Origin of the sequence: Lichenibacterium dinghuense (assembly GCF_021730615.1) — a bacterium.
Taxonomy (GTDB): Bacteria; Pseudomonadota; Alphaproteobacteria; order Rhizobiales; family Beijerinckiaceae; genus Lichenihabitans; species Lichenihabitans dinghuensis.
Map to the genome: position 1 here is coordinate 792,822 of NZ_JAJLMN010000001.1, position 20,707 is coordinate 813,528.

Here is a 20,707-nt window from a genome sequence, read left to right on the forward strand (position 1 = left end):
CTCGCGCTCCGCCCGTCCCCGCGCAGGCGGGGACGGGCGGATTGGGGATCACACCGTCCAGGTGTCGAGGATGAAGGCGCCGGCCTTGCGGTGCAGCAGGATCAGGTCGAGCGTGTCGAGGGGGCCGATCGGGCGGATGCCCTCCATCAGCGAGGCCTCGCCGTGGCCGTAGAGCGCCTGCAGGGCGAAGCGGCAGCAGTACACCTTGCCGCCCTCGCTCATGAACTTGGCGAGCTGGTCGTTGAAGTTCTGGTGGCCCGGGAAGGCGGCGTCGCCGAGGCGCGGGAAGCCGCGCTGCACGCCCAGCGTGACGCCGGGGCCGTAGAGCAGCACGGAGGTCTCGAAACCCTTGCGCAGCAGGCGCGTCGCCTGCAGCAGGTTGACGAGGCCGATCGAGCCCTCGAAGGCCACGGTGTGGAAGGTGACGAGGGCCTTCTCCCCCGGCTCTGCCTTCACGTCCTCGAAGACCTTCTCCTCATAGTCGACGAGGAAGTCGCCCTTCTGGTGGTGCGGGATGTCGACTGCTGGCATGGCGGTTCTCCCTCAGGCGACCGTGAGCCCGGCCGCGCGGCGCGGATGGCGCGAACCGGCGAGATCCGGCGGTTCGAGGGAGAAGGATCGCAAGCCGCGTGCCACGGCTCCGCGTCGACGTGCGGCTCCGGAGGATGCAGTCAATCGAGCGATCAATATCCTCCGGCAAATGGCGCGATCTTGACCGACGGTGCCCGCGGAGAGTCCATCCCGCGTCCGTCATTTAGGCTCGCCGGAAGAACAAGAACAGTCTCGGCGGTGGGTATCTCCTCGTCCCGTCTCTCCATCTCCTCCCCGCGCGGGGTCCGGGCGCCCCGAACGGGTTGCGCCCTGCCCCGCGACTGCGGCCGGGGCGGCCCGTTATTTGCGATCAATCGGCGGATTGACCGCAGAAGCCGGCCGGGGCTGGGAGGACGCGCCGATGGATCGCTGGACACCGGACCTCGCCAAGTTTGGCCGGCCGCACTACCGGGCCATCGCCGACGCCATCGCGCACGATATCGGCACGGGCCGCCTCGCCCCCGACGACCGCCTGCCGCCCCAGCGCAGCCTCGCCGACGCGCTGGGGCTGAACTTCTCCACCGTGGCCCGCGGCTACGTGGAAGCGCAGCGGCGCGGGCTCATCGCGTCGCGGGTCGGCCAGGGCACGGTGGTGACGGGCCGCCCGCGTGCGGCCCGCGCCGCCGCTCCCGCGCCGCGCCGCCCGGCGCTCGTCGACTTCTCGATGAACCTGCCGCCCGAGCCGGACGACCCGGAGCTGCTCGGCCGCATGCGCGACGGGCTGGCCGCGGTGGGGGCCGACCTCACGGACCTGCTGCGCTACCAGGGCTTCGGCGGCGCGCGGGAGGACCGGGAGGCGGCGCTCGCCTGGCTCGGGCGGCGCGGGCTCGCCCCGGCGGCGAACCGCCTGCTGGTCTGCCCCGGCGCCCACAGCGCGCTGCTGGCCGTGCTGGCGACGCTGTGCCGCCCCGGCGACGCGGTCTGCTGCGAGGCGCTCACCTACCCCGGCGCCCGCTCGCTCGCGGCCCACCTCGGGCTGCGCCTGATCGGCCTGCCGGGCGACCACGAGGGCGTCGACGCGGACGCCTTCGCGGCGACCTGCGCCAAGGCCCGTCCGAAGGCGCTCTACCTCAACCCGACGCTGCTCAACCCCACCACGCAGACGGTGTCCCGCGCGCGGCGCGAGTCGCTGGTCGCGGTGGCGCGGCGCTACGCGGTGGCGATCGTGGAGGACGACGCCTACGGGTTCCTGCCGCCGGACGGGCCGCCGCCCTTCGCCGCCCTGGCGCCGGACTCGACCTACCACGTGGCGGGGCTCGCCAAGTGCCTGGGCGCGGGACTGCGCATCGCCTATCTGATGGCGCCGAGCGCCCGCGCCGCCCTGCCCCTCGCCGCCAGCCTGCGCGCCGCCACCGTGATGGCCTCGCCCATCACGGCCGCCCTCGCCACGCGCTGGATCCGCGACGGCACCGCGGACGCCCTGCTGGGCTTCGTCCGCGCGGAGTCGATCGCGCGCCAGCGCCTCGCCGCCGCCGTGCTGCCGCCGGCGCTGGTCGAGGCGGACCCGCACGGCTTCCACGTGTGGATGCGCCTGCCCGCGCCCTGGAGCCGCTCGGCCTTCGCCTCGCAGGCGCGCTCGACCGGCATCGGCGTCGTGGCGAGCGACGCCTTCGCGGCGGCGGGCGAGCCGCCCGAGGCGGTGCGGATCTGCCTCGGCGGCCTCGCGAGCCGCGACGACGTCGCCCACGCGCTCGATGTCGTGGCCCACGCGCTGGACGAGACGCCGGCCATGTCGTCGGCCTTCATCTGACGCGAGCGGGACGGCGGGGCTGAACCGGTGTAGATTCTGCGGGACCCTCCGGCGCGGTGGCTCCCGTGGCAGACGACCCGATCCTCGCCCGCGTGCGCGACGCGCTGCGGGCCATGTACGGCGACAACCTCGACCGCATCGTGCTGTTCGGCTCGCGGGCGCGCGGCGACGCGCGCGAGGACTCGGACTACGACGTGGCTGTGTTCCTGAGGACGCTGGCCGATCGCGCCGCGGAGCGCCGGCGGCTCGGCCTGCTGCGCTTCGTCGTGATGGAGGAGACGGGACAGTTCCTGGACATCAAGGCCTTCCCAGCTGAAACCTACCAAGAACGGATCCCGCTGATGTGGGAGGTCCGCAAGGATGGGGTGCTCCTGTGACGCCTGAAGCGGCTGATTTCCTCGCCAACGCCCACCGCATGGCGGCGGAGGCGGAGGCCATGCTGCGTTCGAACTTCGTGGAGGCGGCGGCGCGCACGGCATACTTGGCCGCCTTCCATGCGGCTCAAGCCTTGATCTTCGACAGGACAAGCCGCGTGCTGAAGACGCACAACGGCGTCCACACCGAGTTCGCCCGCTTGGTCCGGAACGACGAGAGTTTCGGGCCGACCCTGCGTGTGTTCCTGTCCAGAGCCTACGAGTTCAAGGCTGTGGCGGACTACGGTGTCGGAGACAGGATGCGGGCGACGCCTGACGAAGCGCGAGAGGCTGTCGACGAAGCCATCCGGTTCGTCGCCCTCGTCGAATCCAAGCTCGCCGCCCTGCCCTGACGCCTTCCGGTGTTGTGGCGCCCGGGCGAATCCCCGATACGGGGCGCATGTCGTCGTCCCCACGCCACCGCACGCTCCGGCGCAGCCTCCGCCTCCGCGCCTTTCGCATCTGGTGGCCCCGCATCCGGCGGCGTGCCATCTACCTCTTCGGCGGCCTCGCGGTGGGCGGGCTCGCGGTCGCCATGGCGCTGCTGGCCGACCGCGCGCAGTCGCTGTTCGCCGCCGTGGTGGACCGGTCTCCCGCCGCGCCCTTCGTCGTGACGCCGCTCGGCTTCGCGCTGTCGGCCTGGCTCGCGCGGCGCTACTTTCCCACCTCGGGCGGCAGCGGCATCCCGCAGGTCATCGCGGCGCACCAGACGGCCGACCCCGTCCGGCGCCAGCCGTTGGTGAGCCTGCAGGTCGCGGCGGGCAAGATCCTGCTGCTGATCCTCGGCCTCGCCTGCGGCGCCTCGACGGGGCGCGAGGGCCCCACCGTGCAGGTCGGCGCCTCCGTGATGTACGCGCTCGGGCGCCTCGCGCCGCACCGCCAGCCGGGGCTGCTGATCGCCGGCTCGGCGGCCGGCATCGCCGCGGCCTTCAACGCCCCCCTGGCCGGCATCATCTTCGGCATCGAGGAGATGAGCCGCTCCTTCGAGGAGCGCACCAGCGGCCTGATCCTCGGCACGGTGATCGCCGCTGGCCTGACCTCGCTCGCGCTCATCGGCGACTACACCTATTTCGGCCGCACCTCGGACGCCATGCCGTTCGGCTTCGAATGGCTGGCCGTGCCGGTCATCGCGGTCGCGGGCGGGCTCTTCGGCGGGCTCTTCAGCCGCGCCCTGATCGAGGTCGGCCGCGGCCTGCCCGGCGCCGTGGGAGCGGCCATCCGGACCCGGCCGATCCTCTTCGCGGCGCTGTGCGGGCTCGGCGTGGCGCTGTGCGGCCTGGGGGCCGAGAACAGCGTCTTCGGCACGGGCTACGAGCAGGCCAAGGCCATTCTCCACGGCACGTCGACGGTGCCGGCGAGCTTCGGGCCGATGAAGTTCCTGGCCACCGTCCTGTCCTCGATCAGCGGCATCCCGGGCGGCATCTTCGCGCCCTCGCTGGCGGTGGGGGCCGGCCTCGCGGCGGACCTGCACGGGCTGCTGCCCATGACGCCGATCGGCGTGCTGACCATCCTCGGCATGGTGAGCTACCTGTCCGGCGTCGTGCAGGCGCCGATCACCTCCTTCGTCATCGTCGACGAGATGACGGAGAACCACGGCCTCGTGATCCCCATCATGGTCTGCGCGCTGCTTGCCAACGCGGTGTCGAAGGCCGTCTACCCGCACGGGGTCTACCACACGCTGTCGCGCAACTTCATGCCGGTGCCCGAGGGCGGCGCCGATCGGGCCATGCGGGCGGAGAAGCATTGAGCGGTCCCGGCGGCGGCATCGCGCTCTACTCGCTCGGCGTGCTGCTGTTCGCGCTCAACGACGCGCTCGGCAAGTGGCTGGTGGGGCCCTACGGCGTGCCGGAGCTCCTGGCGCTGCGCAGCCTCGGCGCCGGCGCCGTGCTGGTGCCGCTGGTGCTGTGGCGGCGGCCGGAGCTCGACATCCGCGACCAGTGGCGCCCCCACGCCCTGCGCATCGCCTGCGCGCTGGTGGACAGCTTCGCCTTCTACTTCGCCACGCGGGACCTGCCGCTGGCCGACGTGATGTGCTTCTACCTCGCGGCGCCGCTGATCATCACGGCGCTGTCGGCGCTGTTCCTCGGCGAGCCGGTGGGCGCCTTCCGCTGGACCGCGGTGGCGGTCGGCTTCGGGGGCGTGGTGCTGGCGCTGCGCCCCTCGGGCGCGTCCTTCTCGGCGCCCGCGCTGGTGGCGATCGTCGGCGCCACCGCCTTCGCGGGTTCGGTGACGGTGACGCGCCGCCTGCGCCGCTCGGGCTGGCTCACCCTCACCGCCTGGCAGTACCTCGGCACCGGCCTCGCCGGCGCGGCGCTGCTGCCCACCGGCTTCGTGTCGCCCGGCGCCTTCGACCTCGGCCTGATGACCCTGGTGGGCGCCGTGTCGATGTGCTGCTTCGTGTGCATCACCCGCGCGCTGGCGCTGGCGCCGGCCTCGCTGCTCGCGCCGTTCCAATATGCCTCGATCGTGTGGGCGGCCCTGATGGGCTACGCCGTGTGGGGCGACGTGCCGGGGCCGAGCGTGGTGCTGGGCTCGGCCATCATCATCGCCTCCGGCCTCGCGGTCTTCGCGCGCGAGCGGCTGCGGGGGCGGCCCGTGGCCGACGGGGTGGCGCCGGTGCCGTGAGCGGGGACCGGCGGGGCGCGGCGGATCGCGGCTTCCCGTCCCGCCCGCGCGACCCCATATTGCCGGCATGCCGAAGAGCCGCACGCCCGCCGACGCCGACACGATCGACGCTCCCGCCCGCAAGCCGGGCCGGCCCAAGGCCGCGGCGGCGGCGCCCGAGGCCAAGAAGCCCCGGCGCGGCGCGGCCCCCAAGGCCGGCCGGCCCGACCTCGTGCCGCTCGACGAGCACCTCGCCGCCCTGCTGAACCCCGCCCTGAACGAGCCGCGCTCCCCCGCCGCCGTGGCGGACCGGGACCCCACGCGCGGCGGCTTCGGCGAAGCCCCGCAGGCCCGCTTCGAGCCCGCGCCGCCGGCCGACGGCGGCGGGACGATCCAGCTCGCCCGCGGCGTGACCGGCGCGGCCGCCACGGCCGACGTGCTGGAGCGGCTGCTGAAGAGCGGCGACGCCCGCATCAGCGCCAGGCCCTGGGTGCCGCACCGCCCCGCCCGGCCGGAGAAGAGCGAGGGCGGCATCCGCTTCAGGATCCACAGCGACTACGAGCCGAAGGGCGACCAGCCCACCGCGATCCGCGAGCTCGTGGCCGGCGTGAAGAACACCGAGCGCGACCAGGTGCTGCTCGGCGTCACCGGCTCTGGCAAGACCTTCACCATGGCGCAGGTGATCGCCGAGACGGGCCGCCCCGCCCTCATCCTCGCCCCCAACAAGACCCTGGCGGCGCAGCTCTACGGCGAGTTCAAGAGCTTCTTCCCCGACAACGCGGTGGAATATTTCGTCTCCTACTACGACTACTACCAGCCCGAGGCCTACGTGCCGCGGAGTGACACCTACATCGAGAAGGAGTCGACCATCAACGAGCAGATCGACCGGATGCGCCACGCCGCCACCCGGTCGCTGCTGGAGCGCGACGACGTCATCATCGTCGCCTCCGTGTCCTGCATCTACGGCATCGGCTCGGTCGAAACCTACACGGCCATGACGTTCACGGTGAGCGTCGGCGACCGCATCGACCAGCGCCAGCTCATCGCCGACCTCGTGGCGCTGCAGTACAAGCGCACGCCGGACTTCACGCGCGGCAACTTCCGCGTCCGCGGCGACACGGTGGAGATGTTCCCGGCCCACTACGAGGACCGCGGCTGGCGCTTCAACTTCTTCGGCGACGAGGTGGAGTCGATCCAGGAATTCGACCCGCTCACCGGCAAGAAGACCAACGACCTGAAGTTCGCCAAGGTTTACGCCAACTCGCACTACGTCACCCCGCGGCCGACCCTCATCCAGAGCATCAAGGCCATCAAGGCCGAGCTGAAGGAGCGGCTCGACCAGCTCTTCGCGCAGGGGCGGCTGCTCGAAGCGCAGCGGCTGGAGCAGCGCACGCTGTTCGACCTGGAGATGCTGGAGGCCACCGGCGTGTGCCAGGGCATCGAGAACTATTCGCGCTACCTCACCGGCCGCCAGCCGGGCGAGCCGCCGCCGACCCTGTTCGAATACCTGCCCGACAACGCCCTCGTGTTCACGGACGAGAGCCACGTCACGGTCCCGCAGATCGGCGCCATGTACAAGGGCGACTTCCGCCGCAAGGCGACGCTGGCCGAATACGGCTTCCGCCTGCCCTCCTGCCTCGACAACCGCCCCCTGCGCTTCGAGGAATGGGACGCGATGCGGCCGCAGACCGTGCACGTGTCGGCGACGCCGGGCCCGTGGGAGATCGAGCGCGCGCAGGGCGTCTTCGTCGAGCAGGTGATCCGCCCCACGGGGCTCATCGACCCGCCGGTCGAGGTGCGCCCCGCCCGCAGCCAAGTCGACGACGTGCTGGGCGAGATCCGCGACACGGCCGCCAAGGGCTACCGCTCGCTCGTCACCGTGCTGACCAAGCGCATGGCCGAGGACCTGACCGAGTACCTCCACGACAACAACGTGAAGGTGCGCTACATGCACTCGGACATCGACACGATCGAGCGCATCGAGATCATCCGCGACCTGCGCCTCGGCACCTTCGACGTGCTGGTGGGCATCAACCTTTTACGCGAGGGCCTCGACATCCCGGAATGCGCCTTCGTGGGCATCCTCGACGCCGACAAGGAGGGGTTCCTCCGCTCCGAGACGTCGCTGATCCAGACGATCGGCCGCGCGGCCCGCAACGTCGAGGGCAAGGTGGTGCTCTACGCCGACAACGTCACCGGCTCGATGGACCGCGCCATGGCCGAGACGGTGCGCCGCCGCGAGAAGCAGGAGGCCTACAACGCCGCCAACGGCATCACCCCCGCCACCATCAAGCGCGGCATCGCCGACATCCTGCAGAGCGTCTACGAGGCCGACCACGTCACGGTCGACACCGGCCTCGCCGCGCCCGAGGCCCTGATGGGCCACAACCTCAAGGCCGCCATCGCCGACATCGAGAAGCGCATGCGCGCCGCGGCGGCGAACCTCGAGTTCGAGGAGGCGGCGCGGCTGCGCGACGAGCTGAAGCGCCTGGAGGCGACCGACCTCGCCATCGGGGCCGACCCGATGGCGCGCCAGGCCGACGTCGAGCGCGAGGCGGGCCGCTACGCGGGCGAGCGCACCTTCGGCGCCGCCGCGAACCTGCCGGCCGGCACGGGCCGCTCGACAGCGGGGCGGCCGGGGTCGGTGCCGTCGGGGACCGCGCGCGGGGCCGCGATGGCGCGCTCGGCCGCGCAGGGCGGGCCGCGCAAGCCGCGCGACGCCGACATGGGGCCGCACAACTTCGGGGGCGGCGAGGCCGGGCCGGCGCGGGGCGCCGAGGGACGAGCGCGTAAACCCAGGCTCGACGAGATGGGGCCGGGGCGCGAGGAGGCGCCGGCCGGGGGCGAGACCTACGTTCGGCCGGAGCGGCCCGACCCGGGGGTGAGCAACTGGCGGAAGGGGCGGGGGCGGAGGTGACTCTTAGATTTCATTGAGACTCGTCCTGTGAATGCCGGACGCAGATCAAGGTTCGCGAATAATAGACTAATACGCTTCGTTTGTATCGGTTCGATCGCAAACATACTCATGCTCCCACAACGTATCGATGGAGACCGACTTGATAAGTTCGCACTCAATCGAAAAACAGCTGCCAGATTACGTCGCCGACACCTTCCGGCCTGATGGAAGTGTCGTTCCAATCACCATGCCTGCTTTGAATAGATTCTACGAATGGTTTCAGCACTCCAATACACCATTTTTCAAACACTACACTGATCATTCTGCGGCGCATAGCCTTGACGTCTTCAAAACTGGAATCGAGTTTGCGTCATCGACGGCTCAAAGAATATTGTCTGCGCGGGATTTGTCATATTTCCTGCTGGCGTGCTTTTGTCATGACGCAGGTATGCATTTAACAGAAACCCATTTTACAAGATTGATTGATCATAATCATTCACGGGTCTACAGCACGTTAGAGCTATTTCCGATCAGGTGGGGTCGTAGGCATCGTAGCCAGCCGCGGCGAGGTAGTTACGGCACTCGTCAGGGGTGAAGCGGGTGAAGGCTTTCCGGATGGCGACGCGCAGATCCGTGACGGTGCGGGCCGCCGCTGTGCGAAGCAAGGCCTTCAGCTTGGCGAAGGCGTTCTCGATGGGATTGAAGTCAGGGCTGTATGCCGGAAGGTAGAGCAAGCGAGCCCCCGCTGTTTCGATGGCCTCCCGCACGCCTTTCACCTTGTGAGCGCTTAGGTTGTCCATCACGACCGTGTCGCCGGGCCTGAGAGCCGGGATGAGGATGTCGGTGACGTAGGCCAGAAACCGCGCCCCGTTTGTGGCGCCGTCCATCAGTTCGATCGCAAAGGGACCGCTTCCCGCAGGGCCGCCGTGACCGTGGTGGTCTTGTAGTGCCCGTGCGGCACCGCGATGCGGCAGCGCTCGCCACGCCTGGCCCGGCCATGGCGGCGGGTCATGTTGGTGGCCGCCGCTGTCTCATCGAGAAAGACGACCCGCTCGGGGTCCACGTCGAGTTGACCCTCGAACCAGTCCTCGCGCGCCTTCATCACGTCGGGACGGCTTTGCTCGGCGGCGTGCAGATCCCTTTTTTACGGCTGATCTTGTGGCGCGCGAAGAAGCGGTGCAGCCCGCTCGTGCTCGTGCTGACACCCTTCTCGCGCAAGCTTTCACGCAGCTCGCGCAGGTACGCCTGCGGCTCCGCCTCGCACGCCTGCAGGATCATCTCCGCGTGGGCCTCGATGTTGCGGGAGCGCTGGTCTCCGCCCATCGGCTTGGCCGCGACCACGCCTTCGGCCCGGAAGCGGGCTTGCCAGCGGATCGCCGTCGCGATCCCGACACCGAAACGCTCGGCCGCCTGGCGGCAGGAGGAGCCCGCCTCAATAGCGGCCAGAACACGCTCGCGTAGGTCCGCAGACAGGGCTCTTGGCATCAGGGGCATCCCGCAAAGGTAGCCCTCACCGAATCACAACCCGACCGAAACCGCTACACCGTCCCGAATCAAACCGGACGGAAACAGCTCTAGATAATGTAAGCTGGCCTTCGCTTTGGAATAGCTTCTTCGAAGAAGCTAAACGGTTCAATCAGAAAAATCTTGAAGGAATTTTTGGAGACACGAAGGGCGTGAACGAACTTCCGGGCAATATCAATGAATATACAGACAGACATCGCAGATTGATAGGCGAGTTTCTGCGCCGCAATCATCCACGGCTTGCTCACGATCTTGCGCTCGGGCTAGATGTCACTTTGGGTCTACCCAACCTTATGGCTGGCTTCAAGACTGAAGAGTGTGATCTGGTCGGTCTCATAGCAAGGAGCCACGGCGATCCCTTGAGAAAACATTTTAAGTACATCGAGGCTAAGTTCGATCTACGGGATTTCAATAGAACGCATATCGTGTTTCTAATGGCTATGCTCCGGATAGCCGATTATGCGCAGCTGCAAGCGAGTCGAGCCCCTCCACTTCGTGCTCTTGTCCATCCTGTTGAAAGTCCGATTTCACGGCAGGAATGGAGAGTGCACGCCAGTATAAAGAATATCACAAGGACCCATGATGATCCTTTTGCGATATTCATCGACGCAAACCCTTTGTCTGTTTCAGACTATTTGAGATTAAACGAATGGTTGGACGGATTGCAGTCGGAAATTGATAATTGCTGGGCGGTATTCGGGGAGGTATATGGACGGCAAACAGAAAATGGTCTGTCGAATTTAGGTTTTTTTTCTGCGTCGAGTACGGTCCTCTTTATCAGAGAGGGAACTCCAGCTCGGATATATTCCAGAGAGAATAAAATTTAACGTTGCAGAGGCAGAAATGTTATCTCTGCTGCTAGCTCCGCTTTATGGAAATAATCCTGGTTATGGTGTGAGAGAACTCATTCAAAATTCAGTGGACGCAGTTGAAGAATCTCTGGTTATTGCGGGTAACGACCAAGGACATCAGCCTTTTGTGCGAGTTGAGCTTAAGTTGGAAGGAGACGACGGTCGTCTGACCGTCTTCGACAATGGAATTGGAATGACACTTGCGGTAGTCAAAGGCTATTTTTTTAATGCCGGAGCCAGCTTTCGTTCTGCAGTTTCTTGGAAGCAGGAATTTGTTGACGCTTCAGGAAAAACGAAGGTTATCCGGAATGGCCGATTCGGAGTCGGCGCGCTGGCGGCCTTCCTCATCGGCAGTCGTATAGAGGTATCCACCCGACACCGTACAATGACTAGGGGTCTATACTTCAGCGCATCACTTCATGACACTCAGATTGAGATAAGAGAAAAGAATATGGACATCGGAACTCTGATTGAAATCAGCGTTGATAGGAAATCGATTGCAGCGCTTAAGAGAATTTTTGCTATTGCTCACCAACTTTTCCAATTTAGATCGAGAGTCGTGGTAACATATGCCCTCATCGAGGAGGGAGAAAGAAAAGAGGTTTCACTCAACTCTCACAGCAAGGAAAACTATGTAGTTGAAACAGCTAATTATCGGATCGGAGTCAGCACTCAGAGACTATCGACCCGGAGCTCTGAAATTCACTATGTCAACGGGATCGCGATTGCCTCAATCGCTGACCACATGTACACGAACGGGCTCATTGGAAAGATTAGGTTTTTATCACCACCCATGCTGTTTCAGAATGCGTCAGAGATGTTTAAGTTGAGACGTTACTCGCTAAGTATCATAGATCGTGCGGGCATCGCACCTGTCAGCTTAGCTCGAAACCACTTTACTCAGCCGGATGCAGAAATCACTGAAGCTGTGCGTTTAAAAGCTCAGCATGATATAATGTCTCAGCTACGATCAGGCCCAGAATTATCCAAGAAGGAAATCAACGATACGCTTGGCTCCCTCAATCAAACTGGTATGTTGTGGTACAATGGAGGCATTTGTCCAATAGATGTTCATGTTTTACGAACTACCGAAATTTGTAAAGTCCTCAACTTGCCTCAGAATCTGTTCAATCTTGTAGGCAGAATTAACACAAAGGATATCGCTGTTTGTTTCACCGGTAGTGTCAGTGGTGATCTAAAAACTGAGTTCCTTGACCGCATGAGATCGATCAATCTCGACGCGAAACACCGCGATTTAGGCATAGTATTCGTAAGGACGAATTTTATACATTTGCTACAACTCGGCAATATACCTCAATGGCTCACGCAGAAAGCCGACGATGCTGAGATATTTAATGTAAACGGTACTGATTTCAGTATCCTTTCATGGGGGAGCGCCCCGAGAGATACCGTTGCACAATTGTGCAATCTAGCGAATAAACATCAACTCAAGTATCTTGAATATTTCGAGTATAAGGAATGGAGTGAGCAGCCGCGATGGGCTCAGTTTGACAATTCACAAACAGAATTTTCTAAATTATGGATTGAAGAATTTAAATCGACCAAATCGATTTTCTATCGTACAAACCAACGATGAGAATAGGGGCTGCGAGAGCAGCGTCTCCGAAAGCCAACGCCATCGCGACGCGACCAGGGTAGGGCGGAGTGAAAGCGTGATGGTGTGCATACCACCCTCATCGTCCCGGCCGCACTTACGGCGCAATCATCCCGCGGCGGCCCTCGGTGCGGTGCGTGACGCCACCAGCGCCCGGGACGGGAGCCGACGCGCCCCCGCTTCACCTCGGCCGCCGCCGCGCTATGCTCCCCCGCATGGACCGCGACCAGATCCTCGCCCGCCTGCGCGACCACGCCCCTGACCTGCGCCGGCAGGGCGTGGTGCGGGCCGCCCTGTTCGGCTCCGTCGCGCGGGGCGAAGCGCAGCCGGACAGCGACATCGACATCATGGTGGAGCTCGACCCCGAGGCACCCATCGATCTCTTCGCCTATGTCGGCATCGTCCAGTTCATCGAGGACCTGTTCCCCACATCCGTCGACGTCGCCAACCGGGCGGGTCTCAAGCCGCTCGTGCGGCCGAGCGTGGAGCGCGATGCCGTCTATGCGTTCTGACGAGAACAGCCTCATCCATATCCGGGACAACATCCATGCGGCGCGCCTTTTCACCGAAGGTCTGTCGTTCGAGGACTTCGCGGCGTCGCGGCTGGCCTTCTACGCCACGACGCGGGCGCTGGAGATCGTCTCCGAGGCGGCGAGACGGCTCTCGCCTGCCCTACGCGATCGACACTCCACCCTGCCCTGGAAGCAGATCATGGGCATCGGCGATGTGCTACGTCACGACGACGACGACGTGCAGGAGAGCATGATCTGGATGACGGTTCAGGATCACCTCAGCCCGCTGCTGGCGGCCGTAGAGGCCGAGTTGAACGACCAGGGGATCAGCAGGTAAAATCGAACGGTATGGGGCTCCATCGTCTCACCCTCGCCTTTCTTCTCACCACCGCCCTTCCGGCTGCCGCGCCCTCCTTCCGCATACTGCCGGCCACCGTGGCCGCACCCCGTCGCTCACGCCTTCGTGCAGCAGGCGATGAGGTCGTCGAAGTGCTTGCGCTGGCTCGGGTCGAGCACGGCGTAGCCGGCCAGCGAGCCGTCGATGATCGAGGTCGTGAGCGCCAGCTGCGCGTCGGACAGGGAGCGGGCGTCGGCCACCAGCGCGTCCCGGTCCGCGTCGCGACGCTTGGCGTCGGCCTTGAAGCGGTCGTTGGCGGCGCGGACGGCCGCGACCTTGGCGCGCCGCTCGTCGTCCATGGAGGCCTGCAGCGCCTTCAGCCTCGTCACCTGGTCGGGGGTGAGCTTCAGCTGCTGCTCGCGCGCCAGGATCCAGCTCGGGTCCTGGTGCACGTTCGTGAAGTCCTGGGTGATCTCCCCGTTCGACACCACGGTGTCGGACGCCCCGGCCCCCTGCGAGCAGCCGGCGAGGAGCAGCGCCGCGCCGGTCAGCAGGGCCGCGGCGGCGCCACGGCAGAGGCCGCGCGGGAGGGGCCGGAACATCGTCATGGCGGATCGTCTCCTTCGCGGCAGCGCCGCGGCCGGCAGTCCCGGCCTGTCGGCTCCGCAACGCGCCCACCGATCGCGAGTTCGGCGGGCTCGCCCCGCCCGGCCGCCGCGATCCGTGCTAGGCGGGGCGCCGTGGGCCCACGGTCCGGGATGTCGAGCGGGACGGCGTGCGGGCCGCCGCGGCCCGCGGCCGGGCGCCGACGCCGGAGCCCTCGCCCCATGCCCATCCCGCGGTCAGCCGCCCTCGCCCTCCTGCTCGCCTCCGCCGTCCCGGCCGCCGCGGCCTCGATCCCGTTCCGCGTGCCGCCGGCCGCCGAGGCCGCGCCGCGCCTCGCGCGCGGCTTCGTGGGCTTCTCCTTCGAATCCGGCGAGCTCAGCACCGGCCTGTTCGCCGCCGTGGACGCACCGCTCGTGCGGCTGTTCCGCGAGGTCGGCGCCGGCCTCCTGCGCATCGGCGGCAACAGCGTGGACCGCACGCCCTGGGACGACGGCGGCGACGCGGACGGGCACGGCCTCACGCAGAGCTTCGTCGCCCCGGCCGACGTCGACCGGCTCGCGGGCTTCCTCGGAGCCGTGCCGGGCTGGCGCGCGATCTACAGCCTCGACCTCGCGGCGGGCGACGGCGCCGCCGCCGCGCGGGAAGCGCGATACGCCGGCGCCGCGCTCGGCGGCAGCCTCTTCGCCGTGGCGGTCGGCAACGAGCCCGACCTCTACGGCCGCAACGGCCATCGGCCGGCCAGCTACACCTACGCCGACTATGCCGCCGAGTGGGCGCAGGACCGGCGGCTGATCGCCGGGGCCGCGCCGCGCGTCCCCGTCTCCGGGCCGGACGCCGGCTACGACGCCAAGCGCTATACCCTCCCCTTCATAGCGGCGTTCGGGCCGGCCCTGCGGGTGGCGACGCAGCACTATTACAAGGCGTCGAGCTGCTCGGGCCCGACGGTGGCGAGCCTGCTCGCGCCCGACCCCGTCCTCACCACGACGGCCGCGACGCTGGTGGCCGCCGCCGCCGCGGCCGGGGTGCGGGACGGGCTGCGCTACGACGAGATCAACAGCTTCTACAGTTGCACCGACGCCTCCGGCCGCGAGGTCAGCGGCGTGGCCGGCGTCAGCGACAGCTTCGCCTCCGCGCTCTGGGCCATCGACGTGGCGGCGCAGCTGGCCGCGGCCGGCACGTCCGGCGTCGACTTCCATTCCGGCGGCCACGCCTTCTATTCGCCGATCCAGACCGCGAAGGGCGCCGTGATCGCGGTGAAGCCGGAGTTCTACGGCATCTGGCTCCTCGCCCGCGCGCTGCGCGAGGGGCCGAGCCGGCTCGTCGCGGCGTCGCGCGACCTCGGCGGCCGGGCGGGGCTGAACGTCTACGCGCTGCGGCGCGAGGACGGCGGCGCGGCCGTGCTGCTGCTGAACGAGGGCGCTGGCGAGGCCGCGGTCGACCTGTCCGGCCTGCCGGCCGGCCCGCTCGGCCGCCTCACCCTGCGGGCCGCGGGCGGCCTCTCCGACACCGACCCGTCGCATGTGACGGTGAACGGCGCCACGATCGGGACCGACGGCCGCTGGAGCGGGCCGGTGGTGCCCGAGGCCGTGGAGGCGCCCTCCGGCGCCGCCACCGTGGCGGTGCCGCCCGGTGCGGCGGTGCTGCTGGTGGCGCGCTGACTGCGGCCGCCCATCCCCGCGGAGGCGGGGATGGGCGGAGGGGTCGTCACCCCTTGGTGAAGGGGCAGCCGCTGTCCTTGGCCGGGGTGAAGAGCTTGTCGCCCGGGATGGTGTCGATGACCTTGTAGAGGTCGGCCGGGCCCTTCGACTCGGCGGGCGTCTTCACCTCGACGAGGTGCATGTCCATCACCACGCGGCCGTTGGCGAGGATGTGCGGATTGTCGAGCAGCTTGTCGGTGATCGACAGGGCCTTGAAGGCCTCGTCCACCTTGGCGGCGTCGTCGGTGCCGGCCTTCTGCACGGCCTGGAGGTAGTGCAGCGTCGCCGAATAGCCGGCCGCGTGGCCGATGGTCGGCACGGCCTGCCCGTTGCGCGCCATGAAGCGCTTGGCCCAGGCGCGGGTGTCGTCGTTGAGGTCCCAGTAGAAGCTTTCGGCGAAGCGCAGGCCCTGCGCGACGTCGAGGCCCAGCGCCACCGTGTTGTTGGTGAAGACCAGCATGGCGATCAACTTCGACGAGACGCCGAAGTCGCGGCCCTGCTTGATCGCGTTGACGAGGTCCGGCCCCGCGTTGGCGAGCGCGATGACGTCGGCGCCCGAGGCCTGCGCCTCCAGCAGCGGCGACGACATGTCGGCCGTGCCGAGCGGGTGCTTCACCTCGCCCACCACCGTGCCGCCCGCGGCCTTCACGGCCTGGGTTGCCGCGGCCGCGAGCGTGTTGCCGAACACGTAGTCGGCCGTGATGAAGAACCACCTCTTGCCGCCCTCCTTCACCACGGAATCCGCCACCGCGTTGGCGAGCTCGGTCGTGGAGGGCACCCACTGCGAGCCGTAGGGCGAGCAGCCGGGGCCGGAGAACTGTGACGCGTAGCCGCCCGTGTCGAGCGTGGTGATGTGGCGGTCCTTGGCGTAGCTCTGCACCGCGAGCCCGACCGAGGAGGAGCCGCCCAGCACCAGGGCGGAGGCGTGCTTGTCGTCGACCAGCTGGCGCGCCAGGGCGGAGCCGAGGTCGGGCTTGTTCTGGTGGTCGACGGCGATGACCTCGATGGGCCGGCCCAGCACCTTGCCGCCGAAATCCTCGACGGCCATCTGCGTCGCCAGCACCATGTTGGGGCCGCCGTTGCCGGAATAGACGCCGGACAGGTCCTCGACCACGCCGATGCGGAACGGCGTCTCGGCCCTGGCCGGCTTCGCCGGCAGGCCGCCGGCCGCGAGCAGGGCGCCCACCGCGGCGCCGAGCGCCGTCCACCGCTTCCGTGTCATCCGCGTCCTCCCCGTGCCGGGTGGCGCGAAGGCCCCCGTTTCGGCCAACGCTAGGCGTTGCAGGGGGGTGGGTCCAAGATCGTTCGCCGCGACCCGCCATCGCATTTCTGCATGGCGGGGGCGGAGATCGGTCAGTAGGCCCGTCGCAGCGGGACGCCGCGATACGGACCGTAGGTCGCCGGCCCGTAGCCGTAAGCGCCGGCGCCGTAGCCCGGACCGCCGTAGCCGCCCAGGCCTCCCAGCGCGCCGCCCACCACGCCGCCGCCGAGGCCGACGACGCCCCCGCCGAGGTCTCCCAGGCCACGGCCCAGGCCGCCGAAGCCGAAGCCGCCGCTCGTGCCCGCGGCGCCGAAGCCGACGCTGTCGTAGCGGCCGTCGTCGCAGCAGCAGCCGCCGTCGAAGGCATGGGCGGGCACCGCCGCCGCCAGCGCCGCGACGCCCAGCGCGGAGGCGAGGGCCAGGGCGCGGAGAAGCCCGCGGACGTCAGGGGTGGCGTGGTCGTGCATGGTTGCGATCCCGGTTGAGGCGCCGTCGCGCGCGGATCACAGTCAGCCCACGCGGCCCCGCCCGAGCAACGCCGGATCAGCGTCGTGGTGAACGCCGTTCCGGGCCGCCGCCGGTCGTCCCTAGCCGGCAAACATCCAGTCGAAGGCGGCCACCGGCGCGCCCCAGGCGGGGTCCGGCGCGACGGCGCCGGCGGTGCTCCTCACCGCGTGGGCGCCGCGGCGCTCCAGGTAGCGGCTGCAGGTCGCCATGACGGCGCCGGCCTCGGCGGACGACACGGCCGCCAGGGTGCGCGTGAGCGCCGGCGCCGCACCGCGGAACAGGTCCAGCACGATCTCGACGCCGCCCGGCACGGGGCGGGACGTCAGCGCGTAGCGGATGGAGGAAGCGAAATCGAGGTCGGGCGCGGCTTCCATGCGGGTGCGTCCTGCGCGTTGAGGTTGAGACGATCCGAACCTCTCGCAGCATGGTTAACGGCGCCTTTCCGCCCTCGCCACGCGGCTCACCCCTCGCCGCGCTCCCGCCGCCGCTCGGCCCACCACGCCATCCGCCGGCCGACGTCGCGCTCGAAGCCGCGCTCGGTCGGGCGATAGAGGCTCTGCCGGCCGATGGCCTCCGGCCAGTAGTTCTGGCCCGAGAAGGCGTCGGGCTCGTCGTGGTCGTAGCGGTAGCCCTCGCCGTAGCCCTCGCGCTTCATCACCCTGGTGGGCGCGTTGAGGATCGATTTCGGGGGCAGCGCCGAGCCGCCGCCCTTCGCCAGCGCGGTCGCGACCTTGTAGGCCGTGTAGACGGCGTTGCTCTTCGGCGCCGTCGCCAGGTAGACGACCGCTTGCGCCAGGGCGAGCTCGCCTTCCGGGCTGCCGAGGAAGTCGAACGCGTCCTTGGCGGCGTTGGCGACCACCAGCGCCTGCGGGTCCGCCATGCCGACGTCCTCGGACGCCATGCGGACCAGCCGCCGCGCCAGGAACAGCCGGTCCTCGCCGGCGTCGAGCATGCGGCAGAGATAGTAGAGCGCCGCGTCGGGGTCGGAGCCGCGCACCGATTTGTGCAGGGCGGAGATGAGGTTGTAGTGCCCGTCCTGCCCCTTGTCGTAGAGAGGGGCGCGGCGCTGCAGCACCTCGACGAGCCGCGCCGCCTCCAACGTCTCGCCAGGCCGCGCCGCGCGCCACGCGTCCTCGGCGAGGTTCAGGAGCGCGCGGCCGTCGCCGTCCGCCATGCCGAGCAGCGCGTCGCGCGCCTCCGCGCTGAGCGGCAGCGGCCGTCCCTCCAGCGCCTCGGCGCGGGCGAGCAGCTCGCCGAGCGCCCCGGCGTCGAGCGCGCGGAACACCAGCACGCGCGCGCGGGACAGCAGCGCGCCGTTCAGCTCGAAGGACGGGTTCTCGGTCGTGGCGCCGACCAGCGTGACCGTGCCGTCCTCCATCACGGGGAGGAAGCCGTCCTGCTGGGCGCGGTTGAAGCGGTGGATCTCGTCCACGAAGAGCAGCGTGCCGCGGCCGGCGCGGCGGCGGGCGCGGGCCTCGTCGAACAGCCTCTTGAGGTCGGCCACGCCGGTGAAGATCGCGGACGCGGCCACGAAGTCGAGCGCGGTGCGATCCGCCATCAGGCGCGCCACCGTGGTCTTGCCGGTGCCGGGCGGCCCCCAGAAGACCAGCGAGCCGGGATGCCCGCCGGACAGCAGCCGCGTCAGCGACCCGTCCGGCCCGACGAGGTGCCCCTGCCCGGCCACCTCCTCCAGGCGACGCGGGCGCAGGCGGTCGGCCAGGGGTCGAGGGCCCGCGGCGGCCGGCTCGGGCGAGGCCGTCGCGGGGGCGGGGTCGAGGCCGGCTGAGGAGAACAGGTCGGGCATGGGGAGGAGCTTAGCAGAACGCGCTCCCCTTCTCCCGTCGCGGGAGAAGGTGCCTCGGCGCGGCCGAGGCGGATCGGGGGGCGAGGCTCCGCGCTCGGCGAAGCCCGCTCGGAAGCGGCGACGGTCGAGCCGATCCCCACCGACTTCCCCCGCGAGGCGAGAAGGTGGCTAGCCCCCCACTTCCGAGTCGATGATCTGGCCGCCGCGGTCGATGGTGACGTGCCAGAAGTCCTGGCGCGCGCCCGTCGCCTTCTCGAACTGGCGCGTCGAGGTCACCTTGGCGCGGTCGAGGCCGACGATGACGTCGCCCTTCTGGATGCCCGTCATGGCGGCGTTGGAATCGTCCGCGACGGCGCTGACCACCACGCCAGAGCGCGCGCCGTTGATCTGCATCTCGTCGGCGACCGCGGGCGACAGGTTCACCACCGTCGCGCCCGAGAAGGGCGAATCGTTGCGCAGCGTGACGGCGTCGCGCGCCGGCACCTCGGGCGGCGGGATCAGCTTCAGCGCCAACGCCAGGGTCTGGTTGCCGCGCCGCACCGTCAGGCCCGCCGTGCCGCCGAGCGGCTTGGTGGCGAGGCGGTAGCCGAAGGCGTCGGGATCGTCGACCGGTGCGCCGTCGACCGCCGTGATGACGTCGCCGCGCTTGAGCCCGGCCGCGTCCGCCGGGCCGCCGTCGACGATCTCGGACACCAGCACGCCGGCCGGCCGGTCGAGCCCCAGCGCCTCGCCCATGTCGCGGGTGATGCCCTGCAGGCTCGCGCCGAGCCACGGCCGCCGCACGGCCTTCTCCCCGGCCCGCGCGGCCGTGATGACGCTCTTGACCATGTTGACGGGGATCGCGAAGCCGATGCCGACGCTGCCGCCCGATTGCGAATAGATCGCCGAGTTGATGCCGATCAGCCGGCCCTTCATGTCGACCAGCGCGCCGCCCGAGTTGCCGGGGTTGATGGCCGCGTCGGTCTGGATGAAGTACTGGTAGTCGCTCTTGCCGATCTGGCTGCGCGCGAGGCCCGACACGATGCCCTGCGTGACCGTCTGGCCGACGCCGAAGGGGTCGCCGACGGCCAGCACGATGTCGCCGACCTCCAGCGCGTCGGAGTCGCCGAGCTCCATCACGGGCAGGTTCTGCGCCCCCTTGAGCCGCAGCACGGCGAGGTCGGTGCGCTGATCGCGCAGCACGATGTCGGCCGGATACTCGTGCTTGTCCGACATCGCCACGCGCACGTCGGTCATGCCGTCGATCACGTGGTAGTTGGTGATGACGAGGCCGGACGCGTCGACCACGACGCCGGAGCCGAGCGACTGCGCGGTCGGGTTGCCGGGGCGATCGTGGCCGCCGAAGAACTGGCGGAAGATCGGGTCGTCCATCAGGCTGTTGCGGGGCCGCTTCTCGACCCGCGACGCGTAGACGTTGACCACCGCGGGCGCGACCCGCTTCACGATCGGGGCGAAGGACAGGACGACGTCGCCCTTCGAGGTCGGGAGCTGCCGGTCCTCGGCGCGGGACGGCGCGCCGAGGGCCAGCAGCACGGGCAGCGCCAGGAGCGGCAGGGAGACGGCGCGCAGGCGGGTCGTCATGGGGGCGGGCATCCTCGTCGCGGCTGGGATCGTTTGCCGGATCTAAGAGGTCGATCCCGGTTTCAAAAGACCTCCGGTCCCGTGCGGAACGCGGGATGGAGCACCCTCACGATGTGAAAAAGGCCGGGGCTCGCGCCCCGGCCTTTCTCAGTCGAACA

At 68.7% G+C, this 20,707-nt stretch carries 19 protein-coding genes and 1 pseudogene; 12 read left to right on the top strand and 8 right to left on the bottom strand.

Annotation, left to right across the window (positions count from 1 at the left end; translation table 11 throughout):
- Positions 1-48: 48 nt before the first annotated feature.
- Entirely contained in the window at positions 49-531 is a 483-nt protein-coding gene (locus tag L7N97_RS03745; RefSeq protein WP_237477029.1) for an MSMEG_0572/Sll0783 family nitrogen starvation response protein, read from the bottom strand.
- A 421-nt stretch (positions 532-952) separates the two neighbouring features.
- Here L7N97_RS03745 and L7N97_RS03750 point away from each other — a divergent pair, with 421 nt between their 5' ends.
- From L7N97_RS03750 to L7N97_RS30485, 7 genes are all read left to right on the top strand, one after another.
- Complete coding sequence (locus L7N97_RS03750) at positions 953-2,341, top strand: aminotransferase-like domain-containing protein (protein WP_237477030.1); 1,389 nt, start codon at positions 953-955, stop codon at positions 2,339-2,341.
- 65 nt (positions 2,342-2,406) lie between these two features.
- A complete protein-coding gene (locus L7N97_RS03755) occupies positions 2,407-2,718 on the top strand; it encodes a nucleotidyltransferase domain-containing protein (RefSeq protein WP_237477031.1) in 312 nt (103 codons plus the stop codon).
- Positions 2,715-3,107, top strand: coding sequence for a HEPN domain-containing protein (locus tag L7N97_RS03760; protein WP_237477032.1), 393 nt, complete (start codon positions 2,715-2,717; stop codon positions 3,105-3,107). Before L7N97_RS03755 ends, L7N97_RS03760 begins: the two co-directional genes overlap by 4 nt.
- Positions 3,108-3,154: 47 nt before the next feature.
- On the top strand, positions 3,155-4,501 hold the full coding sequence (locus L7N97_RS03765) for a chloride channel protein (RefSeq protein ID WP_237477033.1): 1,347 nt from the start codon (positions 3,155-3,157) through the stop codon (positions 4,499-4,501).
- Positions 4,498-5,379, top strand: a complete 882-nt coding sequence (locus tag L7N97_RS03770; RefSeq protein ID WP_237477034.1) for a DMT family transporter — start codon at positions 4,498-4,500, stop codon at positions 5,377-5,379. The genes L7N97_RS03765 and L7N97_RS03770 overlap by 4 nt, the downstream gene beginning before the upstream one ends.
- A 67-nt stretch (positions 5,380-5,446) precedes the next feature.
- Complete coding sequence (uvrB, locus tag L7N97_RS03775) at positions 5,447-8,275, top strand: excinuclease ABC subunit UvrB (RefSeq protein ID WP_237477035.1); 2,829 nt, start codon at positions 5,447-5,449, stop codon at positions 8,273-8,275.
- 226 nt (positions 8,276-8,501) lie between these two features.
- Entirely contained in the window at positions 8,502-8,849 is a 348-nt protein-coding gene (locus L7N97_RS30485; protein WP_428981045.1) for an HD domain-containing protein, read from the top strand.
- Here L7N97_RS30485 and L7N97_RS03780 read toward each other — a convergent pair.
- A pseudogene (locus tag L7N97_RS03780) lies at positions 8,785-9,739 on the bottom strand (IS630 family transposase). The gene L7N97_RS30485 and the pseudogene L7N97_RS03780 overlap by 65 nt on opposite strands.
- Between L7N97_RS03780 and L7N97_RS03785 the strand changes: the two are divergent.
- The 4 genes from L7N97_RS03785 (at position 9,733) to L7N97_RS03800 (ending at position 13,093) form a co-directional block, all read left to right on the top strand.
- Positions 9,733-10,605 carry an HD domain-containing protein gene (locus L7N97_RS03785; protein ID WP_428980957.1) on the top strand — a complete coding sequence of 291 codons (873 nt, stop codon included), beginning with the start codon at positions 9,733-9,735 and terminating at the stop codon, positions 10,603-10,605. The pseudogene L7N97_RS03780 and the gene L7N97_RS03785 sit on opposite strands and share 7 nt — an antisense overlap.
- Before the next feature lie 16 nt (positions 10,606-10,621).
- Positions 10,622-12,226 (top strand): ATP-binding protein, encoded by a 1,605-nt coding sequence (locus L7N97_RS03790; protein ID WP_237477037.1) that lies wholly within the window; start codon positions 10,622-10,624, stop codon positions 12,224-12,226.
- Positions 12,227-12,459: 233 nt separating this feature from the next.
- Entirely contained in the window at positions 12,460-12,756 is a 297-nt protein-coding gene (locus L7N97_RS03795; protein WP_237477038.1) for a nucleotidyltransferase family protein, read from the top strand.
- Positions 12,746-13,093: a HepT-like ribonuclease domain-containing protein gene (locus L7N97_RS03800; RefSeq protein WP_237477039.1), complete on the top strand. Its 348-nt coding sequence runs from the start codon at positions 12,746-12,748 to the stop codon at positions 13,091-13,093. Before L7N97_RS03795 ends, L7N97_RS03800 begins: the two co-directional genes overlap by 11 nt.
- 116 nt (positions 13,094-13,209) lie before the next feature.
- Here the strand turns inward: L7N97_RS03800 and L7N97_RS03805 are convergent, their stop codons facing one another.
- A complete protein-coding gene (locus L7N97_RS03805) occupies positions 13,210-13,701 on the bottom strand; it encodes a Spy/CpxP family protein refolding chaperone (RefSeq protein WP_237477040.1) in 492 nt (163 codons plus the stop codon).
- Positions 13,702-13,920: 219 nt separating this feature from the next.
- Here L7N97_RS03805 and L7N97_RS03810 point away from each other — a divergent pair, with 219 nt between their 5' ends.
- A complete protein-coding gene (locus tag L7N97_RS03810) occupies positions 13,921-15,357 on the top strand; it encodes a hypothetical protein (RefSeq protein WP_237477041.1) in 1,437 nt (478 codons plus the stop codon).
- Positions 15,358-15,403: 46 nt separating this feature from the next.
- Here L7N97_RS03810 and L7N97_RS03815 read toward each other — a convergent pair whose 3' ends face one another.
- The 5 genes from L7N97_RS03815 to L7N97_RS03835 form a co-directional block, all read right to left on the bottom strand.
- The gene (locus L7N97_RS03815) at positions 15,404-16,618 is read right to left on the bottom strand and encodes an ABC transporter substrate-binding protein (protein WP_237477042.1); all 1,215 of its coding nucleotides are present in this window, start codon (positions 16,616-16,618) and stop codon (positions 15,404-15,406) included.
- A 131-nt stretch (positions 16,619-16,749) separates the two neighbouring features.
- On the bottom strand, positions 16,750-17,124 hold the full coding sequence (locus L7N97_RS03820; protein ID WP_237477043.1) for a hypothetical protein: 375 nt from the start codon (positions 17,122-17,124) through the stop codon (positions 16,750-16,752).
- Positions 17,125-17,244: 120 nt separating this feature from the next.
- Positions 17,245-17,538, bottom strand: a complete 294-nt coding sequence (locus L7N97_RS03825; protein WP_237477044.1) for a hypothetical protein — start codon at positions 17,536-17,538, stop codon at positions 17,245-17,247.
- A gap of 86 nt (positions 17,539-17,624) precedes the next feature.
- Positions 17,625-18,968 carry a replication-associated recombination protein A gene (locus L7N97_RS03830; RefSeq protein ID WP_237477045.1) on the bottom strand — a complete coding sequence of 448 codons (1,344 nt, stop codon included), beginning with the start codon at positions 18,966-18,968 and terminating at the stop codon, positions 17,625-17,627.
- A 168-nt stretch (positions 18,969-19,136) separates the two neighbouring features.
- Positions 19,137-20,549, bottom strand: a complete 1,413-nt coding sequence (locus L7N97_RS03835; RefSeq protein ID WP_237477046.1) for a Do family serine endopeptidase — start codon at positions 20,547-20,549, stop codon at positions 19,137-19,139.
- Positions 20,550-20,707: the final 158 nt, after the last annotated feature.